We start from the raw sequence: 23,787 nt of genomic DNA, 5'->3' as shown, positions 1-23,787 counted from the left end.
AGCAAAATCCTTTTCTTAAAAACATAATCCTTTCGAGCCTGCCTAAAAATCATATAAAAAAAATACAAGCACACCTTAAACTTTTCACCCAACAACACACCGCTAAAAAACTACTCACTAGGAACAACAATCCAATTACCCAAAATAACTTTTGCCACATAACTTTCACCTCACTACTTTTGCCTTTTGTCTTATTACCTTTTCATCTAAACAATGCTATACCAAGCCAAACAATACCTAAAATTCTTAAAAAAATCCACCAACCAACATGGTGTACATTCTCCTTTTGTGTATAATTTGGTAACCAAATGCTTGTATAACAAAGCAAAATTAGAAGATTACAGAACTTTAAGCCAACACAGAGAAAAACTCTATCAAAACAACACTATAATATCTGTAACCGATTTTGGTGCAGGAAGTCGCATTTTTAAAACCAACCAAAGGCAAGTTTCAAAAATCGCAAAAACGGCAGGTATAACAAAAAAAAGAGCACAGTTACTCTACCGAATCGCAAATTATTTTCAAACAAAAAACAGCCTTGAATTAGGCACTTCTTTAGGTTTAGCAACCACTGCTTTAAGTTTAGGAAATAAAAACGGAAACATTATAACTATAGAGGGTTGCCCAGAAACAGGTAAAATAGCAAAACAACAATTTGAAGCATTTCATATTAAAAACATAGACTTAAAAATCAATGATTTTAAAACCGAATTAACCGCTATAAAAAATCAAAAATTCGATCTTATCTATATAGATGGAAATCATCAAGAAGAAGCCACTTTAAATTACTTTAAAACCTTACTTCATAACGTTCATAATGATTCGGTCATTATTTTTGATGATATTCATTGGTCCCAACAAATGACAAAAGCTTGGAGCCTAATCCAAAAGCATCCTAAAGTAACTGTAACTATTGATACCTTTTTTTGGGGATTTGTATTTTTCCGAAAAGAACAAGAAAAAGAACATTTTACAATTAGATTGTAACATCGTAAGCTATTTAGCGTCTTACTTTATATTAGAAATATGTACCTTGCAATACCTTTACAAACTAAGGCACTTATAACTTAAAATTTTACACCTTAAATTTATGAGTAACGTTATAGAAATAAAAAATATTATTCGCGATTTTAAACTAGGAACAGAAATAGTTCACGTTTTAAAAGGAATAGATTTAAACATAGAACGTGGAGATTATGTAGCAATCATGGGACCTTCAGGTTCTGGTAAATCTACACTCATGAATCTTTTAGGATGCCTAGACACACCAACAGCAGGAAACTATTTACTAAACGGTCAAGACGTTAGTAAAATGAGTGATGATGAACTTGCCGATATTAGAAATAAAGAAATAGGCTTCGTATTTCAAACCTTCAACCTTTTACCTCGTACTACAGCATTAGACAACGTTGCGCTTCCTATGGTATATGCAGGAGCATCTAAATCTGTGCGTCATGCACGTGCTGCCGAAGTTCTTGACAATGTTGGTCTTGCAGATAGAATGGACCATAGACCAAACCAACTTTCTGGTGGACAACGCCAACGTGTAGCAGTTGGTAGAGCATTAGTAAATAAGCCTTCCATTATTCTTGCCGATGAGCCTACAGGAAATCTAGACTCTAAAACTGGAGAAGAAATTATGGGCTTATTTGACGAAATCCACAAAGCTGGAAACACCGTAATCATGGTTACGCACGAAGAAGAAATTGCAGATCATGCACATCGAGTAATTCGTTTACGTGACGGACTTATAGAAAGCGATACTAGAAATAGATAGTTTTAGCTTTTAGAATATTGTTCTTTAGCGCTTGTCAATTTTTTTTTATTAGGGTAATTTGCTTTTGGTAAAAAACCAAAAGCAACCATTACAATCCTTATCACACACCAACTTACTGTTATTTTTTAATAGCAAATAAATAGACCATATTTTTGCTTGATGTTATCGTTTAAAATTCACGATGCCTCAAAAGTATTAACTTTATAACTTTTTAACCACATAACTTTTGCCTTCTCCTTTTTAACTTTTAACTTTCAACTTTCAAACTTTTACAATTATAAAAATGAAAGTATATACAAAAACAGGAGATAAAGGCACCACAGCGCTTTTTGGGGGCACAAGAGTCCCAAAACACCATATTCGTATAGAAAGCTATGGCACTGTAGACGAGCTTAACTCGCATATTGGATTAATTAGAGACCAAGAAATAAACACCAAATACAAAGAAGTGCTTATACATATACAAGATCGCCTTTTTACAGTTGGAGCAGTTTTAGCAACAGATCCAGAAAAGGCCATCCTTAAAAATGGAAAAGAACGACTTAATATTCCTAAAATCTCTTCTCAAAACATCGAACTTCTAGAAAAAGAAATGGATAGCATGAATGAAGCATTACCACAAATGACGCACTTTGTGCTTCCAGGTGGTCACCAAACCGTGTCATTCTGTCACATAGCACGATGTGTTTGTAGACGTGCAGAGCGTTTAGCAACGGCTTTAAACGATATAGAAACCATAGAACCTACTACTTTAATGTACTTAAACAGGTTATCCGACTATCTTTTTGTCTTGGCACGAAAGTTGTCTTATGATTTACAGGCAGACGAAGTAAAATGGATTCCTGAAAAGCAATAATTTTACAACCTGCAATTAGTAACACTGCAAAATACTTTAGTATCAAGTAGTTTCAGTAAAGTAGACGTTCTTTTAATTATTGAAAAAATAATCCACTTTTTTCTTGACTATTTAAACTAAAAATTTATTTTTGCAAAAATAAAATTATTTAGAAATGTATTGGACATTAGAATTAGCATCCTATTTAAGTGATGCACCTTGGCCAGCAACAAAGGACGAACTTATAGATTACGCAATCAGAACAGGAGCGCCTTTAGAAGTTGTTGAAAACTTACAAGCAATTGAAGATGAAGGAGATTCATACGACTCCATCGAAGAAATCTGGCCTGACTATCCAACAGATGAAGATTACCTCTGGAATGAGGACGAGTATTAATATCAAAAAATTACCAATAAAAAAGTCTCTTATCGAGGCTTTTTTTATTGGCTATAATTAAAATAAAATAACAACATAACGTATCTTTGAATATTAATTAAAGATTCCTAAAGGCTTTGCTTTTAGGCAACAATCTAAAATTGTAATCCTCGTAAAACGAGAAGCTTTTTTATTTCTTTAATTTTTTCAAAAAAAAATACACATTAACAATCAAAAACTTATTGTTACCTCAAGTACAATCGAGAGGTCGCTTAAGTAAAAAACATACCACACATGAGTTTTTTAAATTCTGTATTAAAAGTGTTTGTTGGCGACAAGTCTAAACAAGATGTAAAAGCCATAACACCTTTAGTAAATAAAATTAAAACCTTCGAAACAGCTTTAGAAGCTTTATCTCACGATGAACTTAGAGCAAAAACTACTTTCTTTAAAGAAAAAATAGCCGAAGCGCGTAAACCACTTCAAGACAAGATAGACGCACTTATAGAAGCAGCCGAAAAAGAAGAAGATATTGACAAACGTGAAGATATCTACCTAGAAGTCGATGCTATAAAAGATGATGTCTATAAAATTACTGAAGACGTTTTAAACGATATCTTACCAGAAGCTTTCGCTGTAGTAAAAGAAACTGCAAAACGTTTTACAAACAATACTTCTATAACAGTTACCGCTAATGAGTTTGACAGACTAATTTCGGGAGAGCATGATTATGTAACTTTAGAAGGAGATAATGCAACTTGGGCAAACTCTTGGGACGCTGCAGGTAAACCTATTACTTGGGACATGATTCATTATGATGTGCAATTAATTGGAGGTATTGCAATGCACCAAGGTAAAATTGCAGAAATGCATACAGGAGAAGGTAAAACACTGGTAGCAACACTACCTGTATATCTTAATGCTTTAGCTGGTCGTGGTGTACATTTAGTAACAGTAAACGATTATCTAGCAAAAAGGGATAGCGCATGGATGGCTCCAATATTCGAGTTCCATGGTATGAGTGTAGATTGTGTAGATTATCACAAACCTAATTCTGCAGCGCGTAAAAAAGCATACAATGCAGACATTACCTATGGTACAAACAATGAGTTTGGTTTCGATTACTTACGTGATAATATGGCACACAATCCAGATGATTTAGTGCAACGTCCACATCATTATGCCATTGTCGATGAGGTCGATTCGGTTTTAGTAGATGATGCAAGAACACCATTAATTATTTCTGGTCCAATACCAAAAGGAGATCAACATGAGTTTGATGCCTTAAAACCTAAAGTAGATGACATTGTTTCGGTACAACGAAAATATTTAACAGGCGTTTTAGCCGAAGCAAAAAAACTAATCGCTTCTGGTGATGAAAAAGAAGGAGGCTTTCAATTACTTCGAGTGTATAGAGGTATTCCCAAAAATAAAGCATTAATTAAGTTTTTAAGTGAAGAAGGAGTAAAACAACTACTTCAAAAAACAGAAAACTTTTACATGCAAGACAACAATCGCGAAATGCCTAAAATTGATGCGGAATTGTACTATGTAATTGAAGAAAAAAACAATCAAATAGAACTTACAGATAAAGGTATTGAATACCTTTCTGGAAAAGATAATCCAGACTTTTTTGTAATGCCAGAAATTGGTATTGAAATTGCAAAAATTGAAGCAAAAGGATTAAGTAAAGAAGCGGAAGCAGAAGAAAAAGAAGAACTATTTCGCGATTTCGGAATCAAATCCGAACGTATACATACCCTAAACCAATTACTTAAAGCATATGCGCTTTTTGAAAAAGATGTGCAATATGTAGTAATGGATAATAAAGTAATGATTGTAGACGAGCAAACTGGTCGTATTATGGATGGTCGTCGTTATTCTGACGGTTTACACCAAGCAATCGAAGCTAAAGAAAATGTAAAAATTGAAGATGCTACACAAACCTTTGCTACAGTAACACTACAAAATTACTTTAGAATGTACCGAAAACTTTCTGGTATGACAGGTACTGCTGTAACAGAAGCTGGAGAGTTCTGGGAAATTTACAAATTAGATGTTGTAGAAATTCCGACAAACAAACCAATAGCACGTGATGATAGACAAGATTTAGTATTCAAAACGAAACGTGAAAAATACAATTCTGTAATCGATGAAGTAACCAAGCTATCCGAAGCTGGAAGACCTGTTTTAATTGGTACTACTAACGTAGAAATTTCGGAGCTTTTAGGAAAAATGCTTTCTATTAGAAAAGTGCCTCATAACGTATTAAATGCAAAACAGCATAAAAAAGAAGCAGAAATAGTAGACGAAGCTGGAAGATCTGGTCAAGTAACCATTGCTACTAACATGGCTGGTCGTGGGACAGATATTAAATTAAGTGACGAAGTTAAAGCTGCTGGCGGTTTAGCTATTATTGGTACAGAACGTCATGATTCTCGTCGTGTAGACAGACAATTACGTGGTCGTGCTGGTCGTCAAGGAGATGTTGGTAGCTCTCAATTTTATGTTTCGTTAGAAGATAATTTGATGCGTCTTTTTGGTAGTGAACGTATTGCTAAAATGATGGATAGAATGGGATTACAAGAAGGGGAAGTGATTCAGCATTCTATGATTTCTAAATCTATTGAAAGAGCACAGAAAAAAGTAGAAGAAAATAACTTTGGGGTTCGTAAGCGTTTATTAGAATATGATGATGTCATGAATTCCCAACGTGAGGTAGTATACAAACGTAGACATCACGCATTATTTGGCGAACGTCTACGTGTAGATTTAGCCAATATGGTTTACGATACTTCTGAAAACATCACAGAAACAAACAAAGCTGCTAGTGATTTTAAGAATTTTGAATTTGAATTAATTCGTTACTTCTCTATGAGCTCTCCAATTACCGAAGCTGAATTTACAAAACTTCCTGTTCAAGAAATTGCGCAAAGAGTTTACAAAGCTGCTTTCGAACACTATAGAGCAAAAATGGAACGCAATGCAGAAATTGCTTTTCCTATTATTAAAAATGTATACGAAACGCAACGCGATAAATTTAAAAGAATAGTAGTACCATTTACAGATGGTGTGAAATCTTTACAAGTAGTTACAGATCTTGAAAAAGCCTATGAAACAAAAGGGAAACAATTAATAACAGATTTCGAAAAAAACATTACTCTAGCAATTATTGATGATGCTTGGAAAACGCATTTACGTAAAATGGATGAGTTAAAGCAATCGGTTCAATTAGCGGTACATGAACAAAAAGATCCATTATTAATTTATAAGTTTGAAGCTTTCGAATTATTTAAAACGACTATCGATCAAGTAAATAAAGATGTGATTTCTTTCTTATTTAAAGGAGAATTGCCAACCCAAGAATCTAACATTCAAGAAGCAAAAGAAACACGTAAAAAGGAAAACTTACAAACACAAAAAGAAGAAATTCCTAACCTAGATGAACGCTCTGCTCAAAATAGAGCAGCTAGTAACACACAACGTCAACCAGAAGTTGTTGAAACTATTGTACGCGACAAACCAAAAATTGGACGTAACGACAAGGTTACTATTAAACACGTTATGAGTGGTGAAAATAAAACCGTAAAATACAAACAAGCAGAACCTTTAATAGCTAAAGGCGAATGGGTTTTAATTGAAGAATAAATAATGTTTTAAAAACAGAAACCAAATACATGACTATTATTAGTCTATAGATTTTTAAATGCACACAAAAAATCCTGATATTAACCTATCAGGATTTTTTATATTAAATAGTGTGTATTGGACTTTATATTATCCTTTAAAAAAACTATGAAATCCATAAAAGCAAAATGTTAACAGAGAAATAGAATTCAATAATGCCATATAGTAAATAACATAAAACAAAAAGTAAGTAAGTAAGTAAGTAAGTAAGTAAGTAAGTAAGTAGTATACTTTACTTTTTTCGAAATTGAAGTTATTAACTTTAAAATAGAAGTTGTTATTTCGTATGGCGGTTTCATTCGTGATACTATCATTTGATACAATCATTAATCTGAATTATCTTCTGAAACTGAATTTTTTAATTAGGCACAACTAGTGATAAAAAGCACACACATCAATCACTAACTTATAAATCTTTAATTTTTTAACAAATATTTTTTTGTATCTTTAAAAATACCTAACCAAAATTGAAGATATGAGGAATTTGTTTGCCATAGCAGTAGGTCTAGTTGTTTCTGGATTAGTAGTGTTTTTATTGTATATTTTAGGACCACAATTTTTCACCTTTCCACAAGGAGCAAATCCTATGGATCCGGAATCCATTAAGCAAAATATGCACTTGATCCCAACTGGAGCAATGATTTTAGTGATTATTGCTCACTTTTTTGGTATTATTGGAGGTATGATCGCTTCCACTGCTGTTTCAGAAACCTCACTAATTCCTGCATATATTGTTTCTGCAATTATTATTATAGGTTCAATAGGAGGTTCTTTTGCTATGTCGCACCCAACTTGGTCTGTTGTTACAGGAATGATCACTGTAATTGCAGCTTTTTTTGTTGGAAGAATAGCTGCTATTAACAAGTTAAATGAAGAATAATTAATTCTTTATAATTGACATTTTTTCCCATAAACAAAACAACCGATTTTATTCCTTTTCAACGAATATACTTCAGGATGTAACGTAGTCTATTCAATATTTCATAAATTTATTTCGTTGTTAGAAATAACAAAAAACTCTTATATTTTTTTCGATTAATAGCACTTAATAAAAAACGAAAAAAAATTATGAAGCTTTATCTTGCATTAAAGCGAAATTTTGTGCTATTTATCTTAATTTCCGCAGTCCTTTTTTCTTCAAAAATACTAGCTCAAACAATTAGTTTTGGAGCTTCTGGATTAGTTGGAGAATCTGTACTTAATCCAACTTCACTAGAGTTTGGTCCAGACAATAGACTGTATATTGCACAACAAGATGGTAAAATTTGGGCATATACTATTATTAGAGATGCTGCTACATCTGGAAACGGGACTTACACTATTACAAATACAGAAGAAATTACAACAATACAAACAGGTATTGTTAATCATGATGATTCTGGAATTTCAAACACAACCCAGCAACGCTTAATCACAGGAATAGCAACTGCTGGAACTGCAACAAATCCTATTCTTTATGTTACCTCTTCCGATTTTTTATTTGGAGGTGGAGGTGCTGGTAGTGACACCAATTTAGATACCAATTCTGGAATACTCTCAAAATTAGAATGGAATGGTACCTCGTGGGATAAAGTAGATTTAATTAGAGGTTTGCCGCGTTGTGAAGAAAATCACGCCATAAATGGATTAGATATTTTTGAGCGTTCTGGAAACACTTATCTATTAATAGTACAAGGGGGAAATACGAATAAAGGCGCACCAAGTAATAATTTTGCTGGTACTCCAGAATACTTTTTATCTGCTTCCATGCTAATTGTTAATCTTACACAATTAGATGCCATGCCAACCTATACAGACCCAAGAAACAATACCGATTATGTATATGATTTACCAACATTAAACGATCCTACAAGATTAGATATAGATAAGACACATGCAAACTTCCCGTATCCTGTTGGTCATCCATTACGAGATGCAACCATAGATATAAACGACCCTTTTGGCGGAAACAATAGTTTAAATCAAGCTTTTCCTGAAACAGGAGGCCCAATTCAACTGTTTGCACCAGGTTTCAGAAATGCCTATGATGTTGTTGTCACCGAAAATGGAAGAATTTACACTTCAGATAATGGCCCAAACTCGCTTTGGGGTGGTATTCCAAAAATATACGACAGTGCTACAAACAATTTTCTTGGAGACGAAAGCACTATTACTTTCGACCCTCTAAATCATTATATAAAAAATGAAATGAATGAGTCTGGGAGTAGCTTAATTGGAGACCCATTACATTATGTAGGTACTACTAATGATGCCAATAAAACTTATTATGGAGGCCATCCAATACCTATTAATGCATTTCCTTCTAGAGCAGAAGTAATTGCCTATGAAAAAATAAATGGTTCCTGGGTTGCTACTAGTACAAATACATTACAATCTTTACTTTCTGGAACTTCGGGATATTTTAATTCTTCTTTTACTATTGGTGACTTTCCAGATGACCCTCGTTTAGCTGAATATCTAGTAGATGAACCTATTGCAAGTACTAAAAATAATATTTTAGATGTTAGACCATCATCTACTAATGGTATATTAGAATATACAGCGACAAACTTTAATGGTGTCATGCAAGGAAATATTCTAACAGCTTCTTTTAATGGCGATATTAACAGGTATGTACTAAATGCTGCAGGAGATAATGTAATAGAACAAGAAGTTATTTTTAGTGGCTTTGGAGCTTTACCACTAGACATTACAGCGCAAAATGATAGTGATATTTTTCCAGGTACAGTTTGGGCTGCAACTTATGGAGCAAATAACATTACTGTTTTTGAACCATCTGACTTAGATTGTACACAACCCGGAGAACCTGGATACGATGCGCTTGCAGACAATGATGGGGATGGCTTTTCGAATCAAGATGAAATTGATAACGGAACCAATATTTGTTCACAAGGAAGTAAACCAAATGATAATGATGGCGACTTTATTTCCGATTTAAACGATCCCGATGATGACAATGATACTATTTTAGATGTCAATGATGTATTTGCACTAGATGCTAATAACGGCTTAACAACAAGTCTGCCTATAGATTATCCATTTTGGAATAATGATCCAGGAACTGGCTTTTTTGGTTTAGGTTTTACAGGTTTAATACTAGACCCTTCTGGAACAACAGATTACTTATCACAATACATAGAAGACAACTTGTCTTTTGGAGGTGCTGCGGGTAAAGCCACGGTGGATTTAGTTACCGGTGGAGATGCTACAACAAATAATCAGAAAAATGGTTTTCAGTTTGGCGTAAATGTAGATACAAACTCTACTCCTTTTACTATTCATTCTAAAATTGAATCGCCTTTTTTTGGTATTAATGGCTCACAAACACAGCCTATAGATTCTCAATCTTATGGTATTAGTTTTGGAAATGGTGACCAAGACAACTATTTAAAACTTGTTTTAATGAATGGAACAAGTAATGCCGATACAGTACATGGATTACAAGTATTATTAGAAGACAATGGTGTCGTTACAACTAACAATACTTATGATGTTCCTGGAATATTAAATGCTGGATCTGTTGGTTTATACTTTAGTATAGATCCTGCAGCAAATACAGCACAACCTTTTTATTCTATAGATGATGGACAAACATTACTTGTTTTAGGAAGCCCAATATCTTTACCTACCAACTTTTTAGATCCCTTAGACAACAAAGGATTAGCCATTGGAATGATTTCAACCGCTAGAGATGCTACAAGTAGTTCTTCAAACCCATTTACTGCAACTTGGGATTATATAGAAGTTTACGAAAACCAAAACGGAATATTATCCTCCAATCCGACCCCTTTAGATTTCGGATTAACTCCTACAATAAATTCTTTAAGAACGAAACCTCTTAATGTTAGTAATGAAGGAGGCCCTACAGATGATCCTATAACCATTACAGCCCTTAACTTTTCTGGTACAGATGCAGCTATGTTTTCAACCGATGTTTCGTTACCATTAACTATTAACGCAGGAACCAATGAAGACTTGCCAATTCATTTTATATCAAACAGTCTTTTAGGTGTAAAAAATGCGACTTTACAAATTGTACATTCTGGGAACAACTCTCCTATTCAAGTTAATCTTACAGGAGAAATTACAGATACATTTTCGCCAATAGTACGAATTAATGCTGGAGGTCCTTTAGTCACTGCAAGCGATTCTGGTCCAGATTGGGAGGCTAACAATACTAATGGCACTTTTACAGGCACATCTTATGCTGTTTCTTCAGGATCTAGATATGCTATTTCAACACTAGATTATACGTATAAAGACACATCTATTCCATCATATATAGACCAAACTACTTATGAAACAGTTATGAACTCGCAACGTAGTATTAGTGCTAGCTCAAACCCTATGGTGTTTTCTATTCCAGTACCTAATGGGGATTATATTGTTAATTTTTATGTTGCTAATTTATATAATGGAACTTCTAATCCTGAGGAACGCTTTTTTAGCGTAGATATTGAAAACCAACGCTTTTTAGAAAACATTGATGTTTCCTCAAGATTTGGTCATAGAATTGCTGGAATGATTCAACACAATGTACTCGTATTAGATGGGATTCTAGAAATTGAGTTTTTTAGAAATTTAGAAAATCCAATGGTGAATGCTATTGAAATTCTAGCTTTACAAGCTTCCGATATTATTATCGATCCTATTGCAGATATTACTAGCTGTGCCTTAGAAATTTCAGACTTTTCTGCAATTGCAAATGGAGGAAGCACTTCTGAAAACTTTACTTATGCCATTAGCGGACAACCAAGTGGATTGCAAATAGAACCAACCAATGGGCTAATTTTTGGAACCATTGATGCTAGTGCTACAACTGGAGGATTAAATAGTGATGGCATACATCAAGTGACGGTTACGGTATCGAAACCTGGAAGTATGGATGCTATTGAAACTTTTCTTTGGACAGTTCTTGAGGACACTGAAGCTCCAATGATTACTTGCCCAGAAAACATGGAAGAAATTGTAGCTAATGGGACTACAGAAATATCATTAACCATTATAGAACCTACTGCAACAGATAATTGCTCGGCAGCAATTACATATTCTGGAATTAGAAGTGATGCCTTATTATTAACAGACCCTTTTCCTTTAGGAGATACAACTATTACATGGACTGCAACAGATGCAGCAGGCAATGATTCCCTAACTTGCCAACAAACCGTAAGTGTCACTTCAACATATAGCCTATTTTTAAATGTTTCCCTTCAAGGAAGAACAGATTATTCTGGAAACTATTCGGTTATTATTTATGATATTAATGATTTAGTTACTCCTATACATACCTTAAACGAAACGGCTAATGCAGCAGGAACGATCACTATAAGTACCGAAATTCTTCCTGGGAATTATAAAGTATTAGTAAAACATGCAATGTATTTACAGCGTCTAATTACCATCAATGTAATTGGTAATCAAACAGAAATGATTCCTCAATTATTAGCTGGAGATACAAATAATGATAATGCGATTAACTTTTTTGATTTTGGGATATTATCGAGTACTTATGGATTAAATTCTACTCAATCAGGATATGACAGTCGAGCAGATTTTGACAACAATTTAAATATAAACTTTTTTGACTTTGGAATATTTTCTGGAAACTATGGTGTTTCAGGAGAAACACAAAATGATTAAAACAATCTAATATGAAAACTTTAAAATTACTTATACTATTCTTTTTTATTGCTGGTGCAAATTTAAAAGCACAAACAGTAGATCTCGTTGCAAATGTAGATGCCATTCCCCCTTTATCTGTTGGCCAAACATTTACTTATACCATTCAAGCTGTGGCTGGTACTACACCTTACAGGGTGGTACAACTTTATTTAGAATTTAATGAAACTGTTATACAGTTAAATAGTTTAACTCCAGACAATACAGATTTAAATATTCCTTTATCTAACGACACGAGTGTGCCTGGTGTTATTAGATATTCCGCTGGCGCTTTTAATGATGTATTTGGAACTACTACATTATTTACTGCTGTTTTTGAAGTAATAAACACAACTGAAAGTGTTATGATAGAACATGTATTATACTCTAATGCAGAACCAAATGGAACTGGAGTTTCCAACACTTCTGCAGAAAATATTACAGGATCTACAAATAATATTATTATAGCTACACTTTCTACAAACCAAAATGATTTTAGAGATTCTTTTTCTGTATTTCCTAATCCTGTTAGCGATGTGCTTTATATAAAAACAAATACAGCATCAGAAATTGAAAACATTACCATACATAGTATCGATGGTAAACGCATCCAGCAAATAAACAGTATAAATACTATGGGGAACCAAATGGCTATTCCAGTTAGAAATCTAAAAGAAGCTTTATATTTTGTAACCATAACATCTACAGAAAATGAAGTAGTCACATTTAAAGTACTTATTAATCAATAGTTTAGTTTTAGTAGAGTGTTAAGATCTGGGCAGTTTTTTTTAAACTTGTCCAGATTTTTTTTGTTACAAACTCCAGGATAATCGCCATAATTACCCTCTAAATCTCTTATAATTTGAAAATGTAAATGTGGTGCATAATCACCATTAACAGATGCTTCCCCTAATGTAGCAATACAATCTCCTGCTTTAAAAGTTTGCCCAATTTTTAAATTTGCAATAGATATTAAACTCAAATGGCCATAAAGTGTAAAGAAAGATTCTCCTTTAATATTGTGAATTAAAATAATAGTAGGACCATAATCGCCAAAATTGGTGTTATTTTTAAAACTATGTACAGTAGCATCTAAAGGCGTATATATTTTAGTCCCAGCAGCAATCCATAAATCTACACCTAAATGTATGTTTCGTTCATGCTCACTGTTTTCTTGATTAAAATAAAGACTTCTCTTATATAGGTTTCTCTTCTCTAAATAACCTCCAAAAGCAACTGTTTTGTTATTTTTTTCAAGGTAATTATTTATATACTCTTGCCAAGCATTAGAAGAAGAGATGTCAAACTTTTTTAAGTCTGGATTATTTTCAGATAAATCTATTGAAATATATTGGGAATTAGAAATAGCTGCATCTAATACACGAAGAGGTTTTGCAGAAATACTATTTAAAAATAGAGAGAAATCTTCAGAATACATACAATACTAGTTTCTTTCAAAAGTAAGTATAAAGGAATAAAAATTGAAGAATAAAATTTTATAATTGGGAACCTGTTTCAATATCTAAAAAAACTCTAAATAAAAAAACATGAAGTTAAATAAGCTTATTTTTTTACTATAACATTACTATACTTTGCATTAATAACAATGGTTTTATTACTATCACTACTTACCGTTTTACTAGAAGTGCTTTCGTTGTTAAAAATAGATTTTGTGCCTTTATAAAACAAATTAAAATCGCCTTGTGGTAGTTTCACATTGGCTTCGCTGTTTTCGAGAACAAGATTAATATTTTTAAAATCACTAGATATATTACCAATCACCAAATCTCCAAAACTACCATCAATTATTGCATTACTCACTACATTTTTAATACTAACATTCGATGAATTTGCACTTAAAACCAAGCTGTTTGCTGTTTCAACTTTAGCTTGATCGACATAATTAAGATGTAATTCACCAGCATTCCAGTTTGAAATTTTAACTGGAGAATAAGAAACATTGATGGAAGTCTGGCTTCCATCAATGGTATTTGCTGTAAAATTAGAATGTGAAACATCTGCTTTTAAATCATGTATTACAGAGGTTAAATTAAGTTCACCATGTCTTACATTTAATTTAAGTTTTGCTTTTTTAGGCATCTTAATTATTATTGTTTTCTTTACTTTTAGGTTTGTTTTTTTGGATCTTGAAAATAATTCTTCATTATTATCTTCTTGACTTTCTTGTCCAAAAGCTCTTTCTATAGATTCTTCAAGACGTTTTCCAAATGCTTCCCCCCAAGCTTCCATGTTTTCTTCGAAGTCGCTATCTTCAATAGATTTTTCTAAATCTTTCCCCCATTTTTCCATTCTTTTTTCAAAGTCATTTCCAAACTGCTCTTCAAAATTTTCACCAAATTGTTCTCCCCAAGCTTCCATTTTCTTTTCGTATGCTTTCCAATCTTTTTCATCAAACTTTTTTGCCCAATTTTCCATTTTATAAGCATACTCTTTTCCATATTTATCTTCGTACTCTTTGCTCCATTTTTCTAGATAATCTTCTCCTTCATCTTGGTATTTTTCATAATCAAAATTAAAATTATTCATGCCATCTGGTAAATCTGGAAGATTAGGCATTTTTGGCATATCGGATAAATTTAACGATTCCATTAATCCTTCTACTAAAGGCATAACTGGTAAATCTGCTAGCTTAAACTCTAACTCTTTTAAAGCTTCTAAGGAGTTCTCATCAAAAATCGAGACACTTTCATTAGACCAGGAATTTAATACTCCTTCGGTTTCTATAGTAACTAATTGTTTCGATCCATTTACTTGTACTTGCCAAGCATCATACACCTTTTGTAGTTCTTCTTTGGATAGTAAATCGCTTTCTATATAAGCTTCAATTTCAATAATATCTTTGTTCCAAGTTTCTATTTCAATATTGGTGTGGCTTGTGTTTAATTCAACTACTACGTCTTTATTTACATTTATAGATTGTGATATTTTTTCAAGTTTTTGCTGTGCTACACTACTTAAAGCGACAAAAAGCATCAGAATTGTTATTCTTAAATTTTTCATTTTTATATGTTTTTAAATGACCTCTTGATTGGTATCAAGTGTACTTAATGTTTTTAATTGTTCTCTTAATCGGTGTAATAAGTTTAATCTAAATTTTAAATTATCGATAAGCGCATTAATGGTTTGTTCGGTTGGACCATTTTGTGTTAACTCTACAGATAGTTTACCGTATTCTTTTTTTAAATCTTCTAAGCGTTGAACATAACCGTCAAACATTTCTTTGTTTTCTGGTGTTAGTTTTACTTTAGATAATTCTAGATTAATATTTGCTAAGTAATAATCTTCCACTTTTTTTAAGTCTGGAGAAACATCCCCTAGGGTTTTCGTATTTTCCACTGTTGCTACATTATTATCTATAGTGACTGCTGGATTATTAAAATATTTAAAAGCGCCAAAACTTAAACCTATAAAGACTACTACACTTGCAGCTATTTGCATCCAATTAAATTTTGGTTTTTGAGCTTCTGGTAATGCTTTATTTAGCTTATCAAGAAATCTAGCTTCATGATTTTTTGGCATTTTTTTGTTATGCTCTTGCAAATCTTGCTTTAATAAATCTCTAATATCTTGTGCCATCTTTTTTGTGTTTTAATAATTCTTGCAATTTTTGTTTTCCTCTAGATAACTGGGTTCTAGATGCAACTTGCGAGATATCTAAAATTTCAGAAATCTCTTGATGATCATAACCTTCCATTAAAAAAAGAGTAAGAACATATCGGTATTTTTCTGGTAATGTATCTATTGCATTTTTAACTTCTGCAACAGTTATTGTATCATCTACCAACCATTCGTCATTATTTGGTGTATCAATTACTTTTAAGTGCACTTCTTCTAATGCAACCACTTGTTGCTTTTTAGATTTCAAATAATCAATACTTTTATTAACAACAATACGTTTTAACCAAGCACCAAAAGTTACTTCTGCTTTATATTGATGTAGTTTAGAAAACGCTTTAATAAAAGCCTCTTGTACTACATCTTCTGCTTCTGCTGCATCCTTAACAAATCGATTAGCAACAATATACATACCATTGCAATACTGGTTGTACAACTGCATTTGTGCTAGTCGGTTGTTTTGTTTACATTTTTCAATAATTTCCGTTTGAAACACGCTTTTCAATTATGGTTTTTGGTTTGTTCTCCTTAAAGACGATTAAAAAATTGTTGTGTTGCAAAAAAGATAATATTTTTTTAAATAATTGGTAAGAAATTTGCATTACCTTTTTAAAGATGCTTACTTTAAAGTATCTTTACACTCGTAAATTTTATTTAAAAAAATTTAAAATGAATAGGTTTTTAAAATGGGTTATTGGATTATTAGCAGTTGCATTGGTTGCTGTTTCTATTTATTCGTATAAGAACGATGGTTTATTTAGCCAACGATTAAGTCCTGAAAAAACGGTTAGTTTTCAAGTTGAAGATATTAAACTCCAGGTTTTTTACAATAGACCATCTAAAAGAGATCGCGAAGTTTTTGGAGCACTTGTACCGTATAACCAAGTTTGGCGTACAGGAGCGAACGAAGCTACTACATTTGAAACCAATAAACCTTTAAAAATTGGCAAAGATTCCCTTCCTGCTGGAAAATATACAATTTGGACTATACCAAACGACACTGCATGGAATGTCATGTTTAACTCTAAACAATATTCTTGGGGAGTAGATATGGAAATGAAACCAATGCGTGTTCCAGAATTTGATATTGTAAACATTAGTGTTCCTGTTAAAAAGATTGATACAACTGTAGAGCAATTCACTATTGGTTTCGATAACTCTACAGACAACTTATCGCTAACCATGGCTTGGGATAATACGATGGTTGTGGTTCCGTTAAAGTAAACTTACATTCCCATTTCGATTCTCACTTGTTTTATTTCAAAAAATAAGAGATACATTTAGAATTAAAGAACAATAACAAAGTGGCAAAACAAAAAAAATCTGCTTTACAAGAAAAAGAAGGTGTTTCAGTAAGTGAAATTACCAATGCTACTTCTATTCAAAACATTAAACAAAAACGAAAAGCACAACCAAGTGCACAAGATTTAGTTTCGCAGATTTTAAAAGGAAATATTACTGCATTAAGTAGAGCCATTACTTTAGTAGAAAGTAAAAACGCTGCGCATTTAAAAAAAGCAAACATCATAATTAAAGCTTGTTTAGCCCATGCCAATAAATCGGTTCGCGTAGGTATTACCGGAGTTCCTGGAGTTGGAAAAAGCACCTTTATTGAAGCTTTTGGAACGTATTTAACAAGTCAAAAGAAAAAAGTTGCTGTCTTAGCTATTGATCCTAGTAGTTCGCTAACCAAAGGAAGTATTCTTGGTGACAAAACCAGAATGGAAGACTTGGTGAAAGATAAAAATGCATTTATAAGACCTTCACCTTCTGGAGAATCTCTTGGTGGTGTTGCAAGAAAAACGCGAGAAACGATTATTCTTTGTGAAGCTGCTGGTTTTGATACTATTATTATTGAAACCGTTGGTGTTGGACAAAGTGAAACTGCGGTACATAGTATGGTCGATTTCTTTTTACTGCTAAAACTCGCTGGAGCTGGAGACGAATTACAAGGTATAAAACGCGGTATTATTGAAATGGCGGATGCTATTGCTATTAATAAAGCAGATGGCGATAACGAAAAAAGAGCAAAACTTGCAAAAGTAGAATTCAACAGAGCGCTTCACCTCTATCCTGAAAAAGATTCAGGTTGGCAACCTAAAGTTTCTTTATGTAGTGCGTTACACAACCAAGGTATTGCAGAAATTTGGACAATTATTGAAGAGTACATTTCTATTACCTCTAAAAACAATTACCTTAACCATAAACGAAACGAGCAAAATAAGTTTTGGCTTCTTCAAACTATTGAAAACCGTTTAAAAACGGATTTCTTCAACAATGAAAAAATTAAAGATGCTCTACAAATACAGTTGCAACGTATTGAAGACAACGAAACAACTCCATTTGCTGCTGCAGATTATTTGTTAAGCTTATAAAAAATAAGTTACAAAAAATACTCCTTATACCAATTCACCTGCGCTTCAACACCTTGCAATAGTGTCGTTTTCGGATTGTAATTCAGTAATTTTCTAGCTTTATCAATATTTGCTTTTGTTCGTAATTGGTCTCCTGCTCTTGCTTCTACATGATTAATTTTTATAGACTTACCAATCACTTTTTCAACAGCTTCAATACCTTCTTGTGTTGTATGTTCTACTTCTGTACCAAGATTAATAATTTCACCATCTACTTTAGCTTCATTATTAATAACACTTACAACACCATCAACAATATCGCCAACATAAGTAAAGCTTCGTAAGTGACTTGCACTACCATCATAAAGCGGAAAAGCATCATCATTAAAAGCACAAGCAATAAGCTTAGTATACATTTTTTCTGGTCTTTCTCTTGGTCCAATAACCGAGTACAAGCGCAAAGAACAAGATTTAAAATGTTTCTCTCTACTTTTTTGAAGTACTAATTGTTCTGCTGCTAATTTAGTTACCCCATAATGTGAAGCAGGTTTTGGAGCTATATCCTCTGGAAAAGTAGCTTGTAAGCCATAGATAGAAGAAGTACCAATATTTACAAAAAGCGCTAAATCGTTTAAAGTAAGTGCATAATCAATTAGGTTTTTTGTTGCGATTATATTGTTAGTAAAATAATCTTCGAAAGTCGATGTTTTAGAAATCCCTGGTTGGGCAGCGTAATGAAAGATATATTGGATGTCTTTAGGTAACACTTCCGCTAAATTCACATCCCTTAAATCTGCATTAATTACTGTAATACCTTTGTCGCTTAGGGCTTTTTCATTTAGTTTTTTTAATTCTAAACTATAATAAGGCGAAAAATTATCTATACCAATAACTTCATGTCCTAAATCATGTAAACGTTCGGCAGTATGCGAACCTATAAAGCCTGCAGCTCCAGTAATTAATATTTTCATGTGTCTATTCTATTTTTTTTAACGGTCACATGGTGCTTCCAAGTTTAGTCATTCGTTTTAATATTAAATGCTAGTTATGAAAGGTTCATATAAGAGTATTATATTACAAAGAAACATATTTTTTTTTATAAAGAATTTCTATTCCTTAAAAAAGAATACATTTGTATAATTAATTCCTTTTTTATGAATTTTCAATTTACCATTATTGTTCCTGTTTATAATGAGGAAGACAATTTATTACGAGTTGAAAAAGAATTACTTGCATATACTAAAATCGCAATTAAAACTACCAAAATACTATTTGTTAATGATGGTTCTAAAGACAAAAGCCAAGAATTAATTGAAACCATTTGTAATAGAAATCCTGAATTTTCATATATTTCTTTCGAAAAAAATAGCGGTTTAAGTGCTGCTATAAAAGCTGGTTTCGATTATACCGACACCGAATTAGTTGGTTACATAGATAGTGATTTACAAACTGCACCTGAAGACTTCAACTTGCTTTTAAAAGATATTGGCACTTACGATTTAGTAACTGGGGTTCGTGCTAACCGAAAAGACAGTTTTGTAAAAAACCTGTCTTCAATCATTGCAAATGGAATTAGAAGGAGCTTTACCCATGATGGTATGGATGACACTGGCTGTCCTCTAAAAGTTATAAAAACAGAATATGCCAAACGCATTCCAATGTTTAAAGGCTTACATCGCTTTTTACCTGCTATGATTTTATTGCAAAACGGAAAAATAACACAAGTTCCTGTGCAACACTTTCCAAGAATAGCTGGCCAAGCAAATTTTGGTGTTTGGAATAGATTACTTGGTCCATTAACAGATTGTTTTGCTTATCTATGGATGAAGAAAAAACACATTAATTATTCCGTTGAAAAACAAGGTTAATGAACAACTGGATAATATATAGCATAGGGTTTACTGCACAAATATTATTCTCCTCTAGATTAATAATACAATGGATTACTAGCGAAAAACAAAAACAAGTATCAACACCAACTTTATTCTGGACATTAAGTTTATTTGCCTCTTTTCTTTTATTTGTTTATGGTTATTTACGCGACGACTTTGCTATAATGCTTGGTCAAGGTCTCACCTATTTTATTTATATACGAAATTTACAATTACAAAATCAGTGGGAAAAATTCCCTAAAATAATGCGTTGGTTATTGCTTTTGGTTCCTGTCTTTATTTCTATCTTTTATTTTAACAACAATACCATAGATGTAGATCGCTTATTTAAAAACGAAGCCATTCCGTTTTGGTTATTAATACTTGGTATAGTCTCGCAAGTAGTATTTACCTTGCGTTTTGTATACCAATGGCTATATTCTGAAAAACACAAAGAATCTTCTTTGCCTTTTGGTTTTTGGCTTTTAAGTTTAATTGGTTCCATTTTAATATTAACTTATGCTACTATTAGAAGAGATCCTGTTTTATTCATTGGTCAGCTTTTTGGAGCAGTTATTTATAGTAGGAATTTAATGCTATTAAAAAAGAATTATGTTAAAAGCACTTGAAAAACACCCAATTCTTAGTGTTTGTATTTTGGTAGCAATTATGCTTTTACCAAATTTAGAAACCATTTCTGTTTCTATTATGGAAGCTCGAAACTTTATTACTGCTCGCGAAATGATAGTAGATAATAACTGGCTTTTAACGACTATGAATGGAGAAGCCAGGTACCAAAAACCACCTTTACCTACTTGGCTTGCCGCGATTTCTAGTTTAATTTTTGGAATAAAAAGCATTTTTGGCTTACGATTACCAGCTGCAATTATGGTTATGCTTATGGGTAGTTTTATGTATAAACTGTCGTATCAAATACTTAAAAAGAATAGACATAGTTTTATAAATGCACTAATTGTTATTAGCGCATTCTATGTTATTGCAATAATTATTGAAGCGCCTTGGGATATTTTTACACATGGTTTTATGCTAGTGGCAATCTATCATTTATTTCTACTTTTTAAATCCGAAAAAAACTATTGGAAACATTCCCTCTTTGCAGGAATTTTTATTGGTTCCTCCTTTATGTGTAAAGGCCCAGTTTCTATGTATGCTTTGCTGCTTCCATTTTTAATTGCCTATGGTTTTACCTTTAAATTTAGTAATTTTAAAACAAAAGCTTTTTCCTATTTTAGCGTCCTCTTATTAGCTTTAATAATTGGTTCTTGGTGGTTTATATACGTAAGAATGGAAGACCCAGCGACTTTTGAAGCGATTACAAAAAAAGAAACGGGCAATTGGTCTAGTTATAATGTAAGACCATTTTATTACTATTGGAGCTTTTTTACTCAAAGCGGATTATGGACTATCCCAGCGTTTATTAGCTTACTGTATCCGTATTTAAAACACAGAGTGAGTAATAAAAAAGCCTATACATTTTCTTTTTTATGGACCATAATTGCTGTGGTGTTACTCTCTGTAATTCCTGAAAAAAAATCACGCTATCTCATGCCTGTTTTAATTCCATTAGCTATAAATATTGGGTTTTATATGGAGTATTTATTCCGAAAATTTAAACACTTAAAAAATAAAAAAGAAACTATTCCTGTATATTTTAATTTTGGATTAATTGGTTGCATCGGTATTGTTTTTCCTATAGTAGCATATCTCTTTTTAAAAGATAATTTAGCTGGGTATTGGTTTTGGTATCTACTAGCTTCTTTAATTTTGGTGCCACTAGGTATTTTAATTTTAATTCATTTAAAAAGAAAAAACATACAACAGGTTTTTATGTATACTGTACTATTCTTTACTTCTATTACACTTACTGTTTCACCATTAAGCAAAGCTTTAATTAGTAGTAATTATACTCCTATTTCAAATTTAAAAAAAGAAGCTTCTGCTACAAATTTAAACGTGTATTCTTTTAATTATGTTTCCCCAGAAATGATTTGGCAATTTGGCAGTAAGATCCCAAATATAAAACAGGCCGAAAACACCTATAACTTTCCAAAAGAAAATACTTTTGGCATGCTAACTAATGGCATATCACCTGAAGATCAAGCCAAGTTAAATACCATATATACTATCGAAAAAATATCAACTTACGATCTAAATACTGCTGCCCTTGGTTCTAGTTCTCATAATGGTAGATTATCATGTAATTACTATGTACTAACTAAAAAAGAGTAAAATGAATACGTTTTTCATGCTACTACTGAAACAAAACATATCTTGGAGGAACAAGTCCGTTTAATCGCATATAAACCAGCATTTGCCCTCTATGATGCGTTATATGGTCTGCTAGTAATAAGAGGATTTGTCTTTTAGATCTATGCAAACCAAAATAATCTAGCTTATCTTCTAAATGCGCAATATCAAACTGTGCAATTAATTGTATTGCAGCATCGAAAGTTTCCCCTACTGTAGCAATCATTTCTACTTTAGATTTATTAGCCACCTTATAAACAGTATCTGTTTTCCAATCTCTTGATTCACGTTCTCCCAACAACGACTCACTATGCCAATCTAAAGCATAACCTATATGCAATAAGTTTTCGGCAAAGCTCAAAGACTCTGAAGTAGCTTTATAGTTATACTTAGCTTCCGGCATTGTCTCTGCAACAAGAATTAAATATTTTTTAGAATTTTCTAATCGCTCTAAATAATCCTTGATAAAATTATCCTGTTGTGCAAACAGTGGTGTTGTTAAAAAATTAAATAGTAGGCACGTTATTATAACAAGTATATTTCTCATCGTATTTACTTTCATTAATTTCGTTTATATATCTAATTATCAATCTAAGAGTAATAACGCATTAAATAGAAACTATTATAAACAGTTAGATTTTTTTAGGCCTCTTGCTGTACTACATAACGCTGAATCACATAATTCAGTATTTTATAAAACATAAAACCAGAAAGCGCTCCAAAGGTCATTCCACAAAAAACGTCTAAAGGATAATGCACACCAACATAAATTCTACTATACGCTACCGTTGCACTCCAAAAAAGCAGAATAAAAATTAATTTTTTATAATAAGGTCTTAAAAATAAACCAGTAAAAACAGCAGCTGCCATAGTATTAGAAGAATGCCCAGAAAAGAAACCATACTTACCACAACGCACTGCTATAAAACGCATTTGCTCCATTACTCCTTCTTGTCTGCAAGGCCTTAACCTTTTAAATCCATCTTTAAAAAGGTTGGTTATTTGGTCTGTAAAAGTAACCATAAACACAATTATCAAAACAGAAAACACTAACGTTTTTAGTCCAAATCGTTTGTAAATTAAAAACAATAAGAAAGCATATAATGGAATAAAAGTAAGCTTGTTGGTAACTAATAACCAAAATGCATCCCAAGTAGGTGTTCCTAAATTATTCAAGAATAAAAATAATTCTTTATCGTATTGTATTAGTTGATCTAGCATTTTTAATGTTTTTGGGCGTTACTTTTTACAACAAAACTCCGCAGGTATAGAATAGCTTTCCTATTGCAAAAAGTCAGGCTTTACGTTGCAATCTTTTTTAAGAA

20 protein-coding genes are annotated in these 23,787 nt (G+C 32.4%); 13 read left to right on the top strand and 7 right to left on the bottom strand.

Translation table 11 applies throughout. The annotated features are described in order from the left end of the window. The first annotated feature begins 213 nt into the window (after nt 1–213). From Q4512_RS12130 to Q4512_RS12095, 8 genes are all read left to right on the top strand, one after another. Entirely contained in the window at nt 214–987 is a 774-nt protein-coding gene (locus Q4512_RS12130) for an O-methyltransferase (protein WP_303425023.1), read from the top strand. 103 nt (nt 988–1,090) lie between these two features. Continuing rightward, on the top strand, nt 1,091–1,777 hold the full coding sequence (locus tag Q4512_RS12125) for an ABC transporter ATP-binding protein (RefSeq protein ID WP_303425020.1): 687 nt from the start codon (nt 1,091–1,093) through the stop codon (nt 1,775–1,777). A 283-nt stretch (nt 1,778–2,060) separates the two neighbouring features. Further along, nucleotides 2,061–2,633 carry a cob(I)yrinic acid a,c-diamide adenosyltransferase gene (locus tag Q4512_RS12120; protein WP_303425016.1) on the top strand — a complete coding sequence of 191 codons (573 nt, stop codon included), beginning with the start codon at nt 2,061–2,063 and terminating at the stop codon, nt 2,631–2,633. A gap of 154 nt (nt 2,634–2,787) precedes the next feature. Continuing rightward, the gene (locus tag Q4512_RS12115) at nt 2,788–3,009 is read left to right on the top strand and encodes a DUF2795 domain-containing protein (RefSeq protein WP_008272287.1); all 222 of its coding nucleotides are present in this window, start codon (nt 2,788–2,790) and stop codon (nt 3,007–3,009) included. Nucleotides 3,010–3,282: 273 nt separating this feature from the next. Then, on the top strand, nt 3,283–6,636 hold the full coding sequence (gene secA, locus Q4512_RS12110) for a preprotein translocase subunit SecA (RefSeq protein ID WP_303424951.1): 3,354 nt from the start codon (nt 3,283–3,285) through the stop codon (nt 6,634–6,636). A gap of 514 nt (nt 6,637–7,150) precedes the next feature. Further along, complete coding sequence (locus tag Q4512_RS12105) at nt 7,151–7,555, top strand: hypothetical protein (protein WP_303424950.1); 405 nt, start codon at nt 7,151–7,153, stop codon at nt 7,553–7,555. A 188-nt stretch (nt 7,556–7,743) separates the two neighbouring features. Continuing rightward, nucleotides 7,744–12,315 (top strand): malectin domain-containing carbohydrate-binding protein, encoded by a 4,572-nt coding sequence (locus Q4512_RS12100; RefSeq protein WP_303424947.1) that lies wholly within the window; start codon nt 7,744–7,746, stop codon nt 12,313–12,315. An 11-nt stretch (nt 12,316–12,326) separates the two neighbouring features. Then, the gene (locus tag Q4512_RS12095; RefSeq protein WP_303424945.1) at nt 12,327–13,082 is read left to right on the top strand and encodes a T9SS type A sorting domain-containing protein; all 756 of its coding nucleotides are present in this window, start codon (nt 12,327–12,329) and stop codon (nt 13,080–13,082) included. Here the strand turns inward: Q4512_RS12095 and Q4512_RS12090 are convergent. The 4 genes from Q4512_RS12090 to Q4512_RS12075 all read right to left on the bottom strand — a co-directional run bounded on the left by Q4512_RS12090 (nt 13,076) and on the right by Q4512_RS12075 (nt 16,465). Further along, nucleotides 13,076–13,771: a peptidoglycan DD-metalloendopeptidase family protein gene (locus Q4512_RS12090; RefSeq protein WP_303424943.1), complete on the bottom strand. Its 696-nt coding sequence runs from the start codon at nt 13,769–13,771 to the stop codon at nt 13,076–13,078. The two genes, Q4512_RS12095 and Q4512_RS12090, sit on opposite strands and share 7 nt — an antisense overlap. 125 nt (nt 13,772–13,896) lie before the next feature. Next, the gene (locus Q4512_RS12085) at nt 13,897–15,354 is read right to left on the bottom strand and encodes a hypothetical protein (RefSeq protein WP_303424941.1); all 1,458 of its coding nucleotides are present in this window, start codon (nt 15,352–15,354) and stop codon (nt 13,897–13,899) included. Nucleotides 15,355–15,366: 12 nt separating this feature from the next. Next, on the bottom strand, nt 15,367–15,930 hold the full coding sequence (locus tag Q4512_RS12080; protein ID WP_303424939.1) for a hypothetical protein: 564 nt from the start codon (nt 15,928–15,930) through the stop codon (nt 15,367–15,369). Further along, nucleotides 15,914–16,465: an RNA polymerase sigma factor gene (locus tag Q4512_RS12075; RefSeq protein ID WP_303424937.1), complete on the bottom strand. Its 552-nt coding sequence runs from the start codon at nt 16,463–16,465 to the stop codon at nt 15,914–15,916. Before Q4512_RS12075 ends, Q4512_RS12080 begins: the two co-directional genes overlap by 17 nt. A 173-nt stretch (nt 16,466–16,638) precedes the next feature. Between Q4512_RS12075 and Q4512_RS12070 the strand changes: the two genes are divergently transcribed. Both Q4512_RS12070 and meaB read left to right on the top strand, forming a co-directional pair. Continuing rightward, nucleotides 16,639–17,193, top strand: a complete 555-nt coding sequence (locus tag Q4512_RS12070) for a DUF2911 domain-containing protein (RefSeq protein ID WP_303424935.1) — start codon at nt 16,639–16,641, stop codon at nt 17,191–17,193. An 80-nt stretch (nt 17,194–17,273) separates the two neighbouring features. Next, nucleotides 17,274–18,344, top strand: coding sequence for a methylmalonyl Co-A mutase-associated GTPase MeaB (gene meaB / locus Q4512_RS12065; RefSeq protein WP_303424932.1), 1,071 nt, complete (start codon nt 17,274–17,276; stop codon nt 18,342–18,344). Nucleotides 18,345–18,352: 8 nt separating this feature from the next. Here the strand turns inward: meaB and Q4512_RS12060 are convergent, their stop codons facing one another. Further along, entirely contained in the window at nt 18,353–19,294 is a 942-nt protein-coding gene (locus Q4512_RS12060) for an NAD(P)-dependent oxidoreductase (protein ID WP_303424929.1), read from the bottom strand. Between the two features lie 183 nt (nt 19,295–19,477). Between Q4512_RS12060 and Q4512_RS12055 the strand changes: the two genes are divergently transcribed. From Q4512_RS12055 to Q4512_RS12045, 3 genes are read left to right on the top strand one after another with little or no spacing between them, the layout of a single operon-like run. After that, the gene (locus Q4512_RS12055) at nt 19,478–20,191 is read left to right on the top strand and encodes a glycosyltransferase family 2 protein (protein ID WP_303424926.1); all 714 of its coding nucleotides are present in this window, start codon (nt 19,478–19,480) and stop codon (nt 20,189–20,191) included. Beyond that, nucleotides 20,191–20,823 carry a lipid-A-disaccharide synthase N-terminal domain-containing protein gene (locus tag Q4512_RS12050; RefSeq protein ID WP_303424923.1) on the top strand — a complete coding sequence of 211 codons (633 nt, stop codon included), beginning with the start codon at nt 20,191–20,193 and terminating at the stop codon, nt 20,821–20,823. The genes Q4512_RS12055 and Q4512_RS12050 overlap by 1 nt, the downstream gene beginning before the upstream one ends. Then, the gene (locus Q4512_RS12045; protein WP_303424920.1) at nt 20,807–22,444 is read left to right on the top strand and encodes a glycosyltransferase family 39 protein; all 1,638 of its coding nucleotides are present in this window, start codon (nt 20,807–20,809) and stop codon (nt 22,442–22,444) included. The genes Q4512_RS12050 and Q4512_RS12045 overlap by 17 nt, the downstream gene beginning before the upstream one ends. A 22-nt stretch (nt 22,445–22,466) precedes the next feature. Here the strand turns inward: Q4512_RS12045 and Q4512_RS12040 are convergent, their stop codons facing one another. After that, the gene (locus Q4512_RS12040) at nt 22,467–23,009 is read right to left on the bottom strand and encodes a DinB family protein (protein ID WP_303424918.1); all 543 of its coding nucleotides are present in this window, start codon (nt 23,007–23,009) and stop codon (nt 22,467–22,469) included. 95 nt (nt 23,010–23,104) lie between these two features. Then, the gene (locus Q4512_RS12035; RefSeq protein WP_303424915.1) at nt 23,105–23,683 is read right to left on the bottom strand and encodes a phosphatase PAP2 family protein; all 579 of its coding nucleotides are present in this window, start codon (nt 23,681–23,683) and stop codon (nt 23,105–23,107) included. Between the last annotated feature and the right edge of the window lie 104 nt (nt 23,684–23,787).

Origin of the sequence: Oceanihabitans sp. 2_MG-2023 (assembly GCF_030547245.1) — a bacterium.
GTDB lineage: Bacteria > Bacteroidota > Bacteroidia > Flavobacteriales > Flavobacteriaceae > Oceanihabitans.
This window is presented reverse-complemented; position numbering and strand designations above follow the sequence as displayed.

Bases quoted from the DNA above. Each gene is read 5' to 3' on its own strand.
- Q4512_RS12130 (WP_303425023.1), top strand. From the start codon at position 214: ATGCTATACCAAGCCAAACAATACCTAAAATTCTTAAAAAAATCCACC.
- Q4512_RS12125 (WP_303425020.1), top strand. From the start codon at position 1,091: ATGAGTAACGTTATAGAAATAAAAAATATTATTCGCGATTTTAAACTA.
- Q4512_RS12120 (WP_303425016.1), top strand. From the start codon at position 2,061: ATGAAAGTATATACAAAAACAGGAGATAAAGGCACCACAGCGCTTTTT.
- Q4512_RS12115 (WP_008272287.1), top strand. From the start codon at position 2,788: ATGTATTGGACATTAGAATTAGCATCCTATTTAAGTGATGCACCTTGG.
- secA (WP_303424951.1), top strand. From the start codon at position 3,283: ATGAGTTTTTTAAATTCTGTATTAAAAGTGTTTGTTGGCGACAAGTCT.
- Q4512_RS12105 (WP_303424950.1), top strand. From the start codon at position 7,151: ATGAGGAATTTGTTTGCCATAGCAGTAGGTCTAGTTGTTTCTGGATTA.
- Q4512_RS12100 (WP_303424947.1), top strand. From the start codon at position 7,744: ATGAAGCTTTATCTTGCATTAAAGCGAAATTTTGTGCTATTTATCTTA.
- Q4512_RS12095 (WP_303424945.1), top strand. From the start codon at position 12,327: ATGAAAACTTTAAAATTACTTATACTATTCTTTTTTATTGCTGGTGCA.
- Q4512_RS12090 (WP_303424943.1), bottom strand. From the start codon at position 13,771: ATGTATTCTGAAGATTTCTCTCTATTTTTAAATAGTATTTCTGCAAAA.
- Q4512_RS12085 (WP_303424941.1), bottom strand. From the start codon at position 15,354: ATGAAAAATTTAAGAATAACAATTCTGATGCTTTTTGTCGCTTTAAGT.
- Q4512_RS12080 (WP_303424939.1), bottom strand. From the start codon at position 15,930: ATGGCACAAGATATTAGAGATTTATTAAAGCAAGATTTGCAAGAGCAT.
- Q4512_RS12070 (WP_303424935.1), top strand. From the start codon at position 16,639: ATGAATAGGTTTTTAAAATGGGTTATTGGATTATTAGCAGTTGCATTG.
- Q4512_RS12060 (WP_303424929.1), bottom strand. From the start codon at position 19,294: ATGAAAATATTAATTACTGGAGCTGCAGGCTTTATAGGTTCGCATACT.
- Q4512_RS12055 (WP_303424926.1), top strand. From the start codon at position 19,478: ATGAATTTTCAATTTACCATTATTGTTCCTGTTTATAATGAGGAAGAC.
- Q4512_RS12050 (WP_303424923.1), top strand. From the start codon at position 20,191: ATGAACAACTGGATAATATATAGCATAGGGTTTACTGCACAAATATTA.
- Q4512_RS12045 (WP_303424920.1), top strand. From the start codon at position 20,807: ATGTTAAAAGCACTTGAAAAACACCCAATTCTTAGTGTTTGTATTTTG.
- Q4512_RS12040 (WP_303424918.1), bottom strand. From the start codon at position 23,009: ATGAGAAATATACTTGTTATAATAACGTGCCTACTATTTAATTTTTTA.
- Q4512_RS12035 (WP_303424915.1), bottom strand. From the start codon at position 23,683: ATGCTAGATCAACTAATACAATACGATAAAGAATTATTTTTATTCTTG.